The organism is Bradyrhizobium xenonodulans (assembly GCF_027594865.1).
GTDB classification, from domain to species: Bacteria; Pseudomonadota; Alphaproteobacteria; order Rhizobiales; family Xanthobacteraceae; genus Bradyrhizobium; species Bradyrhizobium xenonodulans.
Genome location: NZ_CP089391.1, coordinates 1,045,678 through 1,060,481, shown reverse-complemented (window position 1 = coordinate 1,060,481; position 14,804 = coordinate 1,045,678). Strand labels below are relative to the sequence as shown.

Sequence of the window (14,804 nt, the reverse complement as noted above, 5' to 3'; positions counted from 1 at the left end):
CCGAGCAGAATTGCAAAGGACGCTCCCATGAGCATCGAGATCGACATCCTCAATGGCGACGCTTCGTGGCCGATCGTGGAGCCGTTGCATCAGGCGGTCTGGGGTCCGGAACAGATCGCAGACAAGCCCTGGGCTCACGTCAAATGGGCCAATGCCGATTTGCGCGTGCTGATCGAGACGCCGGAGGACGGCCTCGTCTGCCATGTCGGCATCTATTTCCGCACCGTCATCTGGAATGGGCAGAAGGTCCATGTCGGCGGCATCGGCGGGGTCTGCACGCGGGAGGACCGGCGCGGCCGCGGCTATGCGACCGTGGCGATCGACGCGGCGGTACATACCATGCGCGCCAACGAGGCCGTTCGCTTCGCGCTGCTGTTCTGCGAGCCCCACAACTTTTCGTTCTACGAGACCCGGAGCTGGCTGCCCTTCAAGGGCGAGGTCTATTGCGAGCAGCCGGAGGGGCGGATCCGCTTCACCCACATGGCGCCCTACGTCTTCAACATCGTCCGCGCGCCGACCTTGGGCACCATCGACCTATGCGGCCTGCCGTGGTGAGCCCTGCGTGACGGGAGGGCTGCGCGGAATGACCGCACCATATAGAATGTCGATCATCATCTAATATTCCGCCCGGTGAGACATGACGATCGACGCCCCTGTAGACGCCGCGCCGCCTCGCGCACCGGTCGCCTCCCCCATCGCCAGCCTTCTGACGGCGCCGATCCTGCCGACGCTGCTGCGGCTCGCGATCCCCAACATGATCGCGATGGTCGGCAGCACGCTGGTTGCGATCGCCGAGACCTCCTATATCGGCCGGCTCGGCACCGTCCCGCTCGCGGCGATCGCGCTGGTGTTTCCGTTCGCGATGCTGACGCAGATGATGAGCGCGGGCGCGATGGGCGGCGGCGTGTCGTCGGCGATCAGCCGCGCGCTCGGCGCCGGGGATCGTGACCGCGCCGCGACGCTGGCGATGCATGCCGCCATCATCGGCCTCTGCGGCGGGCTGTTCTTCACGGTGATGATGCTCGCTTTCGGCCGCTCGTTCTTCATGCTGCTCGGTGGACGCGAGCGTGTGCTCGAGGAGGCCAGCGGCTATTCGCAGATGCTGTTCTCCGGCGCGGTCGCGATCTGGCTCGTCAACACATTGGCCTCGGTGATCCGTGGCACCGGCGACATGCGCCTGCCTTCGATGATTCTGATCGGGTCGAGCGTGCTCCAGATCGTGCTCGGCGGCACGCTGGGGCTCGGCCTGTTCGGCGTGAAGCAATTCGGCATGCCGGGTGTTGCCGCCGGCCAGCTGATCGCGTTCACTTGCGCCGCGATCTTCTTCCTCTGGTATCTCCTGTCCGGCCGCAGCCGGCTGCCGCTGGCGGTCCGCGCGTTTCAGTTCGAACGCGCTATGTTCCTGGACATTCTCAAAGTCGGCGCGGTCGCCTGCCTGTCGCCGCTCCAGACCGTGCTCACCATCCTCATCTTCACGAAGATCCTGGCGACCTTCGGCACCGAGATGCTCGCGGGTTACGGCATCGGCTCGCGGCTGGAATTCTTGCTGATCCCGATCACTTTCGCCTTCGGCATCGCCTCGGTGCCGATGGTCGGCATGGCAGTCGGCGCCGACCATATCAAGCGCGCGCGGCGTGTGGCCTGGACCGCGGCTGCGGCCTCCGGCATCACCGTCGGCCTGATCGGCCTCGTCATCGCGCTCGACCCGGCTTTGTGGGTGTCGCTGTTCACGAGCGATCCCGGCGTCACTGCGGCCGCGCACAGCTATTTCCACTGGGCGGGCCCTGCCTTCATGTTCTTCGGCATCGGCGTGTCGTTGTACTTCTCCTCGCAAGGCGCGGCGCGCGTTGGCGGTCCGGTGCTCGCCTCCACCGCACGGCTGCTGATCGTCGCGATCGGTGGCATCGGCCTGATGACGGCGCAGGCGCCGGCCTGGACATTGTTCGCGCTGGTCGGCGGCGCAATGGTCGTGTTCGGGCTTTCGACCGCGGCCTCGGTCGCCTTCGCACGCTGGGGCAAATGAGCGCAGGCGAAATAAGCGCGAGAATGTGATTCCATCCAGCGTTGCACTATCCTGCCGGGCTGCTATGGAGGCGCTCCATTTTTGGGGCACTCTTCATGTTCAGCAGATTCGCCATCCTCTCTGTCCTCCTGGCTGCGTTGCTTGGCGCGACTGCCGCTCATGCACAGAGCGCCGACGGGATCTGGCTGACCCAGGCGGGCGATGCCCGCGTCAAGATCAGCAAATGCGGCGGCGGCATCTGCGGCAATGTCGTCTGGCTGCGCGAGCCCCATGACACCGCGACCGGCCAGCCCGCCACCGACAGCAAGAATCCCAATCCCGCACTCGCAAGGCGGCCGATGATCGGCCTGCCGCTGTTCAGCGGCATGCAGCCTTCGGGGGCGAACAAATGGTCGGGCCAGATCTACAATGCCGACGACGGCAGCACCTACGCGAGCAGCGTCAGCGTGACGGGCGCGGACTCGCTGCGGGTCGAGGGCTGCGTCGGCGCGCTCTGCGGCGGCGAGACCTGGACACGCGCGGGGCACTGACGCGTCAAGCCGTCATCGCCTTCAATGCCGTCGCCGCCGAGGCGTAGCCGCCCCGCGCACCGTCGATGAAATGGACGTGGTCGCTGCGCAGCGCCGACGGCGTGAAGCAGGTCATCATTGCGGCGTCCTGCTGGTAGAGACCATAGCGCACGACGCCATCGCGCGCGGCCGCCGCGAGGCGATCGCTCAAGGCGCGTTCGAGCTGCGGCGTGCAGTCGAGGATCATGCGCAGGCCATCGTCATATTTGCGAAAGTCCGAGTTCTCGACCACCTGGCGCGTGTAGACGTTGGGCACGAAGCCGCCGATCTTGAGGTCGAAACGCATGATCAGATAGACGAACAGCGTGTAGGCCAGCGCGCTGGCGCGACGCGCGATCAGCGGGCCGCCGCGCCTGGCGCGGGCTTCAAAATCCAACCCCTGCGGCGGCCATTTCAGCGGCGGCCCCTGCGGCGGCACCGGGCGGCCGCCATCGGGGCTACGCTCGACAAGGTGGATGATGTCCTCGATCACCTTGCGGAAGGCTGAGGGATCCGCCCCACGCGCCGGCATCACCAGCACCGACAGGATCAGCCCACGCGCGGACGGCATCACCTCGAAGCGGCAGGACAGGCCGGACAGATCGGGCTGCGTGCCGGCCGGCGCCTCGGCGACCGCAAACTCGCCGCGCTTCATCGCGGCATCGGCCCAGGCCAGCCCGCCGCCGGAAAACATCGCATAGGACAAATTGGCCGACGGTCCGAAACGCGCAACGCGTACGTCGAGCCCCTGTGCACGGATGGCACTCACCGGCACCAGCGCGACGCGCATCGTCAGATCGAGATCTTCCCGCACCCATGCCGCGGTCGCAGCCAGCGCCTCGCGGGCCCGCGTGAGATCGGAAGGCGCAACCGCAAAGCTGGCGCCATCGCCGCCGAACACGAAAGGAAATTCGTGGCCCTCCAGCGCATTGGTCATTGCAGCGATCACGGCCGCGCCGGCCATGTTGACGGCCTTGTAGCGTTGCGCGGCGATTGCCTTGGTGGAATCGACGATGTCGGCGACGCCGATGCTCCAGTCATCCGGCAGCGGCGCATAGAGCGCGGGGTCCATCAGGCTGGTGAAGCCGCGGAAGACCGGAATGCCGCCGTAGAAGGATTCGCCTGAGGTCATCGGGTGATTGCCGGATTGTTGGGACGCGCGTTGCGAGGACAGATACGTGGCAGGATCGATCAGGGTTCGATTCCCGATCATTGGCTGAAACGGACCCGGACAACAAGGCCGCACCGCGCTGCATTGCCGCAGCCCGTCATTGATCGGCATCAAGCCGCGCCCTCTGATTAGCGCCTATGGTTGATTGATCAGAAACGATTGCCCGGGATTATCGAGGTGTCTGACTTTGGCAACGAGGACGGGACCTCCCCTTTGCGTCGGCGTACCGGACGCGACCCGATCAGTGCCGTGAAGATGCCGGAACGGCTGACGGAGGCCGTGGACGCCTGGGCTGAAGCCCATCACCTGGCCCGCTCGGATGCGATCTGCAAGCTGGTCGAACTGGGCCTGAAGATCGCGCCCCCGGCAGGCACGTCAGCCCACGCGATCGCCTCGGACGCTACCAAGATCGAAGAGCTGGCGGTGCACGAGATCGAGGTGCTGCTCGATCCCGCATTGCCGGCAGACGAACGCGAACGCCGCATCCGCCGCCTCACCGAAGGGCCACCGGAATTCTCACACGAACGGATTGACCTACCGAAGGACTCGCCGAAGCATCGAACGTGAGTGGTTAGTGCAGCTTCTCGTCCTGACGCTTGCGCAAGGCATCGAGCGAGGCGTCATGGCAGCCGATCAGGCGCACGAATTGCTGCGGATAAATTTCGTAGCCGTGACTGCCGGAATTCTGCTGCGTCATCGGGGGGCAGCGCGCCTCGTCCGGCTTCGCGCAAGGCTGCTCGGTCCGGCCCTGATTTGAAGCGGTCATGTGGGACATGGTCATGGACTGCTCCCTGTCAATTGGGGCAGATCGATTGACATAACCCAATCGATTGCGGGGCATCTTACGACCAAATCCGGCTGAATGTCATTGCGCCGGATCAACGCAATTTTGGCAGTGGAGTTCCGTTTCAGGCCGTGTTGCCCGCGTCGACCGTGAACACAGTGCCGGTGACGTTGCGGCCGCCCTCGCCGAGCAGATATTCCACCATCCGCGCGACATCGTCCGTCTCCGGCAGGCGGCGCAGCGCGCTGCGGCCGGCGATGCGCTTGCGCGCCGCATCGGAAAGATTGTGTGTGAGTTCGGTGTCGATGAAACCGGGCGCGATCGCGTTCACGGTGATGCCGAGCTTGCCGACCTCGCGCGCGAGCGAACGGGTGAAACCGGTGGCCGCGGCCTTGGTCGCGCCGTATACCGAAAGGCCATTATAACCGGTGGTCGCGATGATCGAGGAGATGTTGATGATGCGGCCTGCGCCATCCGCCATCATCTGACGCGCGACATATTTGGTGAGAATGATCGGCGACAGCACGTTGAGCTGCACCAGCGCCTCGATCTCCGAATTGTGCATGGTGGCGAGCAGGCCTTCGGTGCCGAGGCCGGCATTGTTGATAAGGCCGTAGACCGGGCCGAACTCGTCGCGGATGAGTTTTGCGAAAGCCGGGATCGCGTCGATCACGGCGAGGTCGCAGGCGCGGAAATGCAGGCGCCCTTCGGAGACGGCGACCGCGGCTTTGAGCTCGTCGCTCTCGCGTCGCGCCGCTGCGATCACATTGTAGCCGGCGTCGGCGAGCCGCTTGCCGATTGCGAGCCCAATCCCGCGGCTACCGCCGGTGACGAGAACATTATGCATCGGTGCGCGCCAGTTTGCCGGCCGGGGTGACGTCGAGCGCCTCGACGAAGCGGATCACCGCCGGCACCTTGTGGGACGCGAGCTGGGCGCGGCACTGATCCAGGATCTGGTCGCGGATCTCCTTCACCCGCGTCTGATCGGTGCCCTCAGTGAGGATCACGTCGGCGACGACGATGCCGCCGGTGATCGGGCTCTTCCGCGATTTCGCCCGCGACATCCGCACGTCGGGATGGCGGTTGATCACCGCCTCGATCTCCTCGGGGTGAACCTTCAGCCCCCCGATATTGATGATGCCGCCGCGGCGGCCGACGAAATAATAGCGGTCGCCGCGCAACTCGACGATATCACCGCTGTCGACGAAGCCGTCGCCATCGGTGAGCGCGGCCGCATTGCGGCCGATGTAAGCATGCGCCGTGCGCGTCGAGCGGATGCGCAGCGAGCCGTCGACCACCTTCATCTCGACGCCGTTGCGGTTGCCAAGATAGTCGGCCGGAAAGCCTTCCAGCCCGTCGTTGACGGCGAAGCCGACGCCGGCCTCGGTCGAGGCATAGGCATGGCCGACGGAGGAATTGGGGAATGCCGCCTTCAAGCTGTCGAGCACCGCCTGGTCGGCGATCTCGCCGGAGAGGCGAACGTAACCCGGCTTGAACTGCGCGGCCGAGCCACTCATCAGAAGCTTGCGCCAGTGCGAGGGCGTGCCGGAGATGTGGGAGACACCGCGCGCATTCAGTCGCGCGACGTGATCGCCGAGTGCCTCGTGCGGATCGGACAGAACCATGGAGCCGCCGGAGAGGATGGCGCGAAGGAAGATCTGGAGGCCGCCATAGCGGCGAATGTCGTAGAACGTCGCCCACACCGGCGCAGGGCCTCGCGCGGGGCCTTCGGCGACGATCGCGCCGGTCAGCGCTTCCAGCGTATGGCCGACGATCTTCGGTACGCCCGAGGTGCCCGAGGTGAGCATCAGCCATTCCATGGCACGCTCGGTCTTCGCCGGCGCGCTAGCTTGAAGCGGCAATTGCGCGGTGACGACGAGCGAGAAACCGCTATCGGCCCAGCGTTCCGGCTCGTCGGTGACGACGGCGTCGATCCCGGCATCGGCGATCAGCGCATCCAAATATGCCGGATTGAGATCGGGCGGGCACAGCAGCATGCGACGAGCGATGCCGTCGAGCTCGATCATGGCAAGGCCGGACCGAAGCTGGTCTGACAGTTTGAGCAGCACGCTGCGGCCCGACAGCTCGCGCAGGCGGCCACCCAAGACCGTCTGCGACAGGATGTCCGTCAGCGACACGACGTGGTGCGCGTCCGACAGCGTGCGGCCGGTCAGCTCCGCGCCGAGATGGTCACGAAGCGCAAAAATCTCACGCGGGGACATTTTCGTAGGCCCGCACGAAATCGCCCACCGTGGCGGGGAACGCTACGTCCTCGGAGATGGTGAAGGGGTCGACGCCGGTCTCGTCCTCGAGGCGCGCGACCAGGATGGCGAAGGCGAGCGAGTCGAAGCCCGTCTCGTGCAGGGACAGGTCGTCCGAGAGTGCGGGGAGCGTGACGTGCTGTTCTTTGGCGATCTGCTGGATCGCTTCAATGACTTTGGACCTTACCGACATGGCTGGCTCGCTCTTGTTATCGATCTCGGTGTTACGGCGGCTGTTGATGACCGCCTCCCCATGGCCGCTTGTTTACCCGACAGAAGTAAATGGCTTCTTGGACAATTCAGATAAAATTGGACCTATCTGGCGGATTTTCAGCTCGCTACAGCCTGATCGCACCATCGTTAATTTGCGTATGGATATCACAATCGAGCGCGACATAGGCGCCGGTTTTCGGGTCCGCCATGAACAGCGGATCGGAAATCGCGGCGGGATCGAAGCCCTCGCGGGCGAGATCGCCCTTCTTCTGCTTGAATGTCTCGGTCGCATCGAGCTCGCGCGAGACGCGGATGAAGACGGGGCGGGCATAGGCCGGCAGGCGCTGCGCCAGATGGGCGGGCAGCGCGTCGATGTCAAAGCCCTCGTTGACGACGAGCGCGCTCATGCCGGCGCGGCCGTCAGTGCCGGGGATGCTGACGCCGTAGGTGGTGGCATCGATCACGCCGGTGAAATCGCGCACGGCATCGTTGACCTCCGAGGTCGCGACATTCTCGCCCTTCCAGCGGAAGGTGTCGCCGATGCGGTCGACGAAATGGAAGAAGCCCTTGTCATCGAGCCGCATCAGGTCGCCGGTGCGGAACCAGGCATCGCCCTTGGCAAAGACGTCGCGCAGGATCTTCTTCTCGGTCTCGCCGGAATCCGTATAGCCCTCGAAGCGGCCGCCGCCCTCGTCCGCGGTGCCGATACGGCCGATGGCTTCACCGGCCTCGCCGCGGGCGCAGGCGAGGCAAAAGCCCTCTTCATTGCGCAGCGGCGCGCCGCTATCCGGATCGAGCTTGACGAGACTGGCCGGAAAACGATGCGCGAGCAGCGGCGGAATGCGGCCGATCGCGCCGGGCTGGCCCTCGACGTTGAACAGCGAGAAATTTCCTTCCGTCGCGGCGTAGAATTCGAGGATGCGCGGAATGGCGAAACGGGCCTGAAAGTCCTCCCAGATGTCGCCGCGCAGGCCGTTGCCGCAGACCAGCCGCAGGCGATGCCGGTTCTCGTATTCCGACGGCGGCGCCTTCAGCAGATAACGGCAGAGCTCGCCGATATATTGGAACAGCGTGCAGTCATGGCGCACGATGTCCGGCCAGAAATGCGAGGCCGAGAATTTTTCCGCGATCACCACCGAGCCGCCGGCGGCCAGCATGCTGCATGGCGCCACGATGCCGCCGACCGAGTGGAACAACGGCAGGCAGTCGTAAAGCCGATCCTGCGGCGTCGCGCCCGTGAGGCCGGCAAACCAAAAACCCCAATTGAGGATGCGGCGGTGGCTGATGCTGGCGGCCTTCGGCAGGCCGGTGGTCCCGGATGTATAGATCAGCAAGGCACGGTCGTCGATCGTGACGCCGCCGTGCTCGTCCGGCAAGAGCGGGCCATCATCGAGGGCGGCAAGCGCGACATCGATCGCACGCTCGCTGCGGGCATCGCCATGGGTCCAGACTTTTGCCTGCGTCTTCAAATGCGGCGTTGCGCTCTCCAGCATCTCCGTCAGCTCATGCGCGACGATGATGTGCGCGGGCTTTGCAACATCGATGCAATGCGCCAGGGACTGTCCTACCAGCTTGGTGTTGAGCAGCGCCGCCACACCGCCCACGCGGCTGATGCCGAGCCAGGCGGCGACATAATCGATGCCGTTCGGCATGATCAGCGCGACGGTGTCACCCTTGGCGACGCCGGCGGAGCGCGCCCAGCGCGCGTAGCGGTTGATCCGTCTGGCAAGGCTTTGGTAGTCGAGGCTTGCGTCGTCCGTGACCAGCGCGGTGCGATCGGGCTGACGCCGGGCCCAATCGTCGACGACGTCGGCGAACAGCCGGCCCGGCAGCGTCTCGATGCGCGCGGTGAGCTCGATCGCCTTCAGCCAGATCTTTGAGGCCGAGGGTGCGCGCGCCGCTGTCGGTTGCTCGATGACGCCCGTGGTCATGTCGTTCATTCTTTCGGAACGTGTCTGCTGGTGGCCGGCAACTTAGTCCGCGCGTCCTGCCCAGGTGTTAAGAGACAAGGTAAAACCCGGTTAGTACGCGATTAACGCTAGTCATCCTTTACCAAGCCAAATGGATCGGCGTGCGCGGCGGCGCAGTTCTTGCGATAGCAAAGCGAGAACGGGGATGCAGATCATGATCACCAAGCGACATTTCCTTCAGACCGCCACCTGTGCCGCGGCCGTGCTCGCCGCGCCGCGCGCTTTTGCGATCGGCAATCCGTCCTACCCGTCGCGCAGCGTGAAATGGGTGGTGCCCTATGCGCCGGGCGGCGCCACCGATGTGCTGTCGCGGCTGCTCTGCCTGCGTCTGTCCGACCGGCTCGGCCAGGCTTTCGTGGTCGAGAACAAGCCGGGCGCCGGTAGCAACATCGGGACCCAGGCCGTCATCACCTCGGCCCCTGACGGCTACACGCTGCTGCTGACCTCGACCGCGAACGCAATCAACGCCTCGTTCGATCCGGCGCTGCCCTATGATTTCGCCAAGAGCATCGCGCCGGTCGCAGGCGTCGCGCGGATTCCGCTGGTGCTGGTCGTCAACAACGATTTGCCGGTCAGAAGCGTCGCCGACTTCGTCGCCTACGCCAAGGCCAATCCCGGCAAGATGTCGATCGCCTCCTCCGGCATCGGCACCTCGCTGCATCTCTCCGGCGAGCTCTTCAAATCGATGACCGGCGTGCAATTCACCCACGTGCCTTATCGCGGCTCCGCGCCGGCCTTGACCGACGTGATGAGCGGGCAGATCCAGGGCATGTTCGACAACGTCAGTTCGTCATTCGAGCTGGTGCGCGCCGGCAAACTCCGCGCGCTCGGCGTCACCACGCGCGAGCGCTCGGAGATCCTGCCCGACGTGCCGCCGATCGCGCAGACGCTGCCCGGCTACGAGACCTCGTCGTTCTACGGCGTCGGCGCCCCAAGCGACACGCCGCGCGAGATCGTCGACCTCCTCAATCGCGAGATCGACACCGCGCTGTCCGACACGGCGATCAAGGTTCGCATCGCCGAGCTCGGCGCGATCCCGCTGCATGGTAATGCCGGCGAGTTCGGCCACATGCTCGCGACGGAAACCGATCGCTGGCGCAACGTGGTCGAGCTGTCGGGCGTGCGGAAGGAGTACGATCCAGCCTCGCTGCGGCTAGGCGCCCCCGGGTAAACAGACTATGCATTCTACCTTGCGTTGTCCGGTTTACGAAGGGAGGCAACCCGTGGCTCTCGACCCCTCACAGATCGCTGTTCACGCTGCGCCGTTCGAGCAACCACTGACGAATTTTGCCAACCGTCTGAAGGGCGGACAGGTCAAGGTAGTCGCGATCGGCTCGTCGACCACGGCAGGCGAAGGGGGCATCGCTCCTTATCCGCAGCGGCTGCTGGCGGACCTGCGGATCAAGTTTCCAAATGTCGAAATCGAGGTGATCAACCGGGGCGTCGGCGGCGAAGACGCTCCTTTGGAGCTGAAGCGGTTCGACCACGACATCTTCGATCTCAAACCCGATCTCGTCATCTGGCAGATCGGCACCAATTCAGTGTGGCAACCCACCGGCCCCTCGTTCGCGGACACCACGAAGGCCATCCGTGATGGCGTTGACCGGCTGCTCGGCGCCGAGGGGATCGACGTGATCCTGATGGACCTTCAGTATGTGCCTGCGGTGCTGACACCGGCGAAGAAGGACAAGGCGATCGCCATGGTCGAGGCGATCAGCCAGATCGCGCACGAGAGGCGCGTCAACGTCTTCCGCCGCTTCGCGCTGATGAAGGGATGGCACGAGGTCGCCAAAATCTCGTTCGACCGCATGGTCGATCCGGGCAACGATGCCAGGCTGCATGCCAGCGACTGGACAACGGACAAAATGACCTGGGAGTTGACCGACGCGATCGCCGCCGCGGTCAACAATGTGCCTCACGGCGCCTAAGGCGCGATGAATTTTGGATGAATCGTCATCCCGCTTTAGTGCTGGTGCACCTTCTTGTAACGCCGGCGCGGCGGCGGCGATTCATTGAAGGCGTAATAGGGGTTGAGGTCGCAGGTCGCGGCGAGGCCCGATGCCGTGGCGCGGCATTGCGGCAACGAGGTGAAGGAGCAGTCGAAATAGTCACCACCCCCGCCGCCGAGGCCGCCGCCGGTGTAGCGATGCATGCAAACGGGATAGGCCGGATCGTATCTCTGCGCGCTAGCATCCGCTGCGCCCAGTAGCGTGAAGATCGCGGTGAGGGTCAAGAAGGGCAAGCGCATGGAGAACCTCGTAGCGGTGGCGCCGGCGACTCTGATGCCGACGACCTCGTATGGCATAACACCGCGGCGGAGGCGACTGTTCCTGGGGACATATGACAGCAAGGTGAAGATGGCGCGCGGCACAGACGCGACCGTTTCGCCGCTTGTCTCACACAAGCCCGCAGGCGTCGGGCCGGGCATGGCCCGGCCTGGCGCCTAGCCGAGCCCCTGCAACACCAGCCGGTTCAACCTCGCCGCAAACGCAGCCGGATCCTCCGGCAGCTCGCCATCCAGGATTTGCGCCTGCTCGAGCAGGAGCAGGCTGAGATCGTCGACCGCCTTCGAGCCGGCCTGAGCCCTGGTGATCGCGCCCACCATGGGATGGCGCAGGTTGATCTCCAGGATCGGCTTGGTCTTCATGCCGCGATTCTGCTGCGACAGGATGCGCTCGAGCTCGCGACTCGGGCCCTGGCTGTCGGCAACGAGGCAGGAGGCGGAGCTGGTGAGGCGCGTCGAGACCTTGACGTCGCTGACGCGTTCGCCGAGCGCGGCCTTGATCACCGCGATGGTGGCGGCCTCGTCGGCTTCCGGCTCGTCCTTCCTCGCCTCGTCGTTTTCGTCGACGCGCGGGATCAGGTCGAGATTGAGGTCGCCCTGGCTCAGCGACTTCAGCGGCTTGCCGTCGAACTCCGTCGGCATCGAGGTCCAGAACGCATCGACCGGATCGGACAGCAGCAGCACCTCGATGCCGCGGGCCGTCGCAGCTTCCAGCCGCGGATTGGACTTCAGCCGCTCGATGCTGTCGCCGACGAGATAATAGATTTCGGTCTGGTTCGGCTTGAAATCGGCGATGACCTGCTTCAACGACCGCTTCTCGCCCGACGTCGTGGTGAAGCGCGACAGCGCGAGCAGCTTTTCGCGCCGCTCGAAATCCTCGTAGATGCCCTCCTTCAGCGCCGCGCCGAAGGCGTCCCAGATCTTGGCAAAGTTCTCCGGATCCTTCTCCGCAAGGCTTTCGAGCTCGGATACGACGCGCGTCGCCACGGCCTTGCGGATCTGCGCGAGCTGCGGATTGTTCTGGAGCATCTCGCGGGAGATATTGAGCGGGAGATCCTCGCTGTCGACGACACCCCGGATGAACCGGAGATAGCCCGGCAGCAAATCCGCATCGTCGGTGATGAAGACGCGGCGGACGTAGAGCTTGACGCGGCCCTTGCGGTTCGGCTCGAACAGGTCGAACGGTTTTGTCGACGGCGCAAACAGCAGTACGGCGTAGGAATAACGGCCCTCCGCACGGTAATGCAGCGTCATCGCGGGATCGTCGAAGGCGGAGGCGATCTGCTGATAGGCCTTCTTGTAGTCCTCCGGCGTCAGCTCGGATTTGGAGCGCTGCCACAGCGCGCTCGCCGAATTGATCTGGCGCGGCTCGCCCTCTTCGGGCACGAGCTCGATCGGGAACAGGATGTTGTCGGAATAGGCGCTGACGATGCGCTCGATCTCGTAGGCTTCGAGATATTTCTTGGCGTCGTCCTTCAGGTGGAGGACGATCTCGGTGCCGCGATGGATACGCGCCGCTTCCTCGTCGCCGGCGCGTGCGATCTCGAATCCGGAGCCGCCGGAGGACGTCCAGGTCCAGACATCGCTCTCGCCGGCGCGTCGGCTGACGACGACGATCTTGTCGGCGACCATGAAGGCGGAATAGAAGCCGACGCCGAACTGGCCGATCAGGCCGAGACCGTCCTTGGCCTCCTTCAACTTCGAGACGAAGGCCTTGGTGCCGGAGCGGGCGATGGTGCCGAGATGGTCGATCAGCTCCTGCCGCTCCATGCCGATGCCGTTGTCGGCGATCGTGAGGGTGCCCGCCGTCTTGTTCGGGATGATCCGGATCTTGAGCGCGTCGCCCTCGCCCAGCAGGGCGGGACTGGCGATCGCCTCATAGCGCAGCTTGTCGCAGGCATCCGAGGCGTTGGAGACCAGCTCGCGCAGGAAAATGTCGGTTTCGGAATAGACCGAGTGCACCATGAGGTGCAGCAGTTCGGAAACCTCGGCCTGGAATGGCTGCGTATGCGCGGCCGTGTCTGACGTCGTCATGCGTTTACCCGGTCAATCAGAAGGGGGAAGAAAGCCGGGATATAACGCGATGGGATAAGGGATCAAGTGGACACGAAACATCGCCCCCCCCGGAAGGAGGGCGATCGGTCCGGGGATCGCCAGGCGGATCAGGTCACGCAGCGGCCGGGCTGGAGCAGCTTTGCGACCTCGGTCAGGGAGCTGACCATCGGTTCGCAGGCAATCGTCGGCCTGTTGCGGCCCTGCTTCTGGTTCTGGAGCAGCGCCGGCGGCTTGGCGTTGCCGGTCTCGATCACAGCGGGAACCCGCAGCAGCACCGAGGTATCGGCGAGGTCGTTCAGCCGCATCGACACGGTGCGGGTGGGAACCGGGGCTTGCTTGATGTCGGCGAACCGATCGGCCTTGCTGGCGCGGTTAACGTTATGACCCACATTCTTGCCTGATACATCGGCAACCGCCTGCCAGCGGTCGGCCAGATCGTGGCCGGCGGCCAGTTGCACGGCACCAACCTGAACGGCACCGATCGTCGCGGCAATCGCGACGGCGCCCAAAAATACCTTTTGAATCTGTGACATGGCTGTCGATCCCTCGCCCCATGGCGATCGCGGGAACAACGCGAGGAGAGGAGAAGGAGTTCTCAGCGGTTAAGATCACTTAACCGTGTCCGCAAATCACCGCAGGCCCCACAAAAAAATTCGCAGCCACCTGGAACGACTCCAGCCCTTGGGAGTCGTCTCAACAGCCGGCTATTCCCCCCTGCCCCATAAGCCGGCGACGTAGGGCGCGACTGTGGTGATGCCAGTCGCGCCTTACTTTTGTCTGGGGGTCACTTCGCCTTCCCCGCCAGCCAGTCCCGCCCTTCGCGATAGAGCTTCTCGACCTCGGGCCCGGTCAGGCCCGGCATGTCGCGCTTGACCTTGTAGCCGATCAGCTCCTGCATATAGGCGAGGTGGCGGTAGCCTTCGGGCAGCGCGGCGAGCGCTTTCTGGTCGAGACGGAGGTCTGCTGCGGGATCGACCGGATCGATCCGGTCCTTCTCGTAGATCGGCTGGCGGCGGACGATGCCCCATTTTCCAAGACCTGATTGGTCATGCCGCTTCTCCAGGAAATCGTAGAAGCGGCCGGTGCAGACGACGTCGCAGAGCACGTCGTGCACCAAGGCGCGCTGCGAGATCGTCATCTTGGTCTGCGCGATAGCCCGCGCGCCCGAAAGATCGATGCTGGTGCCGCCGAGGAAATGCAGGATGCGCACACCCTTGGCAAACCCCTCCTGGCTGACGCGCATGAAGTCCCGGGCCGGCCCCTGAAACCAGGTGGCGGACATCCAGCCCTCCTCGTGCCAGACCGTGGCAAAACGCTCCCAGTCACCGGCGTCGCGCCAGACGGCCCAGTTCTCGACGAGGTCGCGAATGGCGAGGCGATCGAGGAGTTGCTGATCCATGGGCACGTCTCCGATTGAGATCAATGCACAAGGTATGGGCGGCGAATTCGATGGCCGTCAAGCGCGACAGCCGGGCACGAAAAAATCCGGCGCGCC

The 14,804-nt window shown here is 64.7% G+C and carries 16 protein-coding genes; 6 read left to right on the top strand and 10 right to left on the bottom strand.

Going from position 1 to position 14,804, the window contains the following annotated elements:
- The first annotated feature begins 27 nt into the window (after positions 1 to 27).
- From I3J27_RS05010 to I3J27_RS05000, 3 genes are all read left to right on the top strand, one after another.
- Entirely contained in the window at positions 28 to 555 is a 528-nt protein-coding gene (locus tag I3J27_RS05010) for a GNAT family N-acetyltransferase (protein WP_270165923.1), read from the top strand.
- Positions 556 to 637: 82 nt separating this feature from the next.
- The gene (locus I3J27_RS05005; protein ID WP_270165921.1) at positions 638 to 2,023 is read left to right on the top strand and encodes an MATE family efflux transporter; all 1,386 of its coding nucleotides are present in this window, start codon (positions 638 to 640) and stop codon (positions 2,021 to 2,023) included.
- Between the two features lie 95 nt (positions 2,024 to 2,118).
- Positions 2,119 to 2,553 (top strand): DUF2147 domain-containing protein, encoded by a 435-nt coding sequence (locus I3J27_RS05000; RefSeq protein WP_270165919.1) that lies wholly within the window; start codon positions 2,119 to 2,121, stop codon positions 2,551 to 2,553.
- Between the two features lie 4 nt (positions 2,554 to 2,557).
- Here I3J27_RS05000 and I3J27_RS04995 read toward each other — a convergent pair whose 3' ends face one another.
- Positions 2,558 to 3,703 (bottom strand): DUF3095 domain-containing protein, encoded by a 1,146-nt coding sequence (locus I3J27_RS04995; RefSeq protein ID WP_270165917.1) that lies wholly within the window; start codon positions 3,701 to 3,703, stop codon positions 2,558 to 2,560.
- 207 nt (positions 3,704 to 3,910) lie between these two features.
- Between I3J27_RS04995 and I3J27_RS04990 the strand changes: the two genes are divergently transcribed.
- Positions 3,911 to 4,309 carry a hypothetical protein gene (locus tag I3J27_RS04990; protein ID WP_270172561.1) on the top strand — a complete coding sequence of 133 codons (399 nt, stop codon included), beginning with the start codon at positions 3,911 to 3,913 and terminating at the stop codon, positions 4,307 to 4,309.
- 4 nt (positions 4,310 to 4,313) lie between these two features.
- Here the strand turns inward: I3J27_RS04990 and I3J27_RS04985 are convergent, their stop codons facing one another.
- The 5 genes from I3J27_RS04985 to I3J27_RS04965 form a co-directional block, all read right to left on the bottom strand.
- Positions 4,314 to 4,523, bottom strand: a complete 210-nt coding sequence (locus I3J27_RS04985; protein ID WP_270165915.1) for a hypothetical protein — start codon at positions 4,521 to 4,523, stop codon at positions 4,314 to 4,316.
- A gap of 127 nt (positions 4,524 to 4,650) precedes the next feature.
- The gene (locus I3J27_RS04980; protein WP_270165912.1) at positions 4,651 to 5,373 is read right to left on the bottom strand and encodes an SDR family NAD(P)-dependent oxidoreductase; all 723 of its coding nucleotides are present in this window, start codon (positions 5,371 to 5,373) and stop codon (positions 4,651 to 4,653) included.
- Positions 5,366 to 6,748: a class I adenylate-forming enzyme family protein gene (locus I3J27_RS04975; protein ID WP_270165910.1), complete on the bottom strand. Its 1,383-nt coding sequence runs from the start codon at positions 6,746 to 6,748 to the stop codon at positions 5,366 to 5,368. Before I3J27_RS04975 ends, I3J27_RS04980 begins: the two co-directional genes overlap by 8 nt.
- Positions 6,735 to 6,980 (bottom strand): acyl carrier protein, encoded by a 246-nt coding sequence (locus I3J27_RS04970; RefSeq protein WP_014491754.1) that lies wholly within the window; start codon positions 6,978 to 6,980, stop codon positions 6,735 to 6,737. Before I3J27_RS04970 ends, I3J27_RS04975 begins: the two co-directional genes overlap by 14 nt.
- Before the next feature lie 145 nt (positions 6,981 to 7,125).
- On the bottom strand, positions 7,126 to 8,940 hold the full coding sequence (locus I3J27_RS04965) for a long-chain-acyl-CoA synthetase (protein WP_270165906.1): 1,815 nt from the start codon (positions 8,938 to 8,940) through the stop codon (positions 7,126 to 7,128).
- A 184-nt stretch (positions 8,941 to 9,124) separates the two neighbouring features.
- Here I3J27_RS04965 and I3J27_RS04960 point away from each other — a divergent pair, with 184 nt between their 5' ends.
- Both I3J27_RS04960 and I3J27_RS04955 read left to right on the top strand, forming a co-directional pair.
- Positions 9,125 to 10,141, top strand: coding sequence for a tripartite tricarboxylate transporter substrate binding protein (locus tag I3J27_RS04960; RefSeq protein WP_270165904.1), 1,017 nt, complete (start codon positions 9,125 to 9,127; stop codon positions 10,139 to 10,141).
- A gap of 52 nt (positions 10,142 to 10,193) precedes the next feature.
- The gene (locus I3J27_RS04955) at positions 10,194 to 10,898 is read left to right on the top strand and encodes an SGNH/GDSL hydrolase family protein (RefSeq protein ID WP_270165902.1); all 705 of its coding nucleotides are present in this window, start codon (positions 10,194 to 10,196) and stop codon (positions 10,896 to 10,898) included.
- A 35-nt stretch (positions 10,899 to 10,933) separates the two neighbouring features.
- Here the strand turns inward: I3J27_RS04955 and I3J27_RS04950 are convergent, their stop codons facing one another.
- The 4 genes from I3J27_RS04950 to I3J27_RS04935 all read right to left on the bottom strand — a co-directional run bounded on the left by I3J27_RS04950 (position 10,934) and on the right by I3J27_RS04935 (position 14,708).
- Complete coding sequence (locus I3J27_RS04950) at positions 10,934 to 11,218, bottom strand: DUF3551 domain-containing protein (protein WP_270165900.1); 285 nt, start codon at positions 11,216 to 11,218, stop codon at positions 10,934 to 10,936.
- A gap of 195 nt (positions 11,219 to 11,413) precedes the next feature.
- Positions 11,414 to 13,288, bottom strand: coding sequence for a molecular chaperone HtpG (htpG, locus tag I3J27_RS04945; RefSeq protein ID WP_270165898.1), 1,875 nt, complete (start codon positions 13,286 to 13,288; stop codon positions 11,414 to 11,416).
- A gap of 128 nt (positions 13,289 to 13,416) precedes the next feature.
- Positions 13,417 to 13,842, bottom strand: a complete 426-nt coding sequence (locus tag I3J27_RS04940) for a hypothetical protein (protein ID WP_270165896.1) — start codon at positions 13,840 to 13,842, stop codon at positions 13,417 to 13,419.
- 251 nt (positions 13,843 to 14,093) lie between these two features.
- Positions 14,094 to 14,708, bottom strand: a complete 615-nt coding sequence (locus tag I3J27_RS04935) for a nuclear transport factor 2 family protein (RefSeq protein WP_270165894.1) — start codon at positions 14,706 to 14,708, stop codon at positions 14,094 to 14,096.
- Positions 14,709 to 14,804 lie beyond the last annotated feature (96 nt).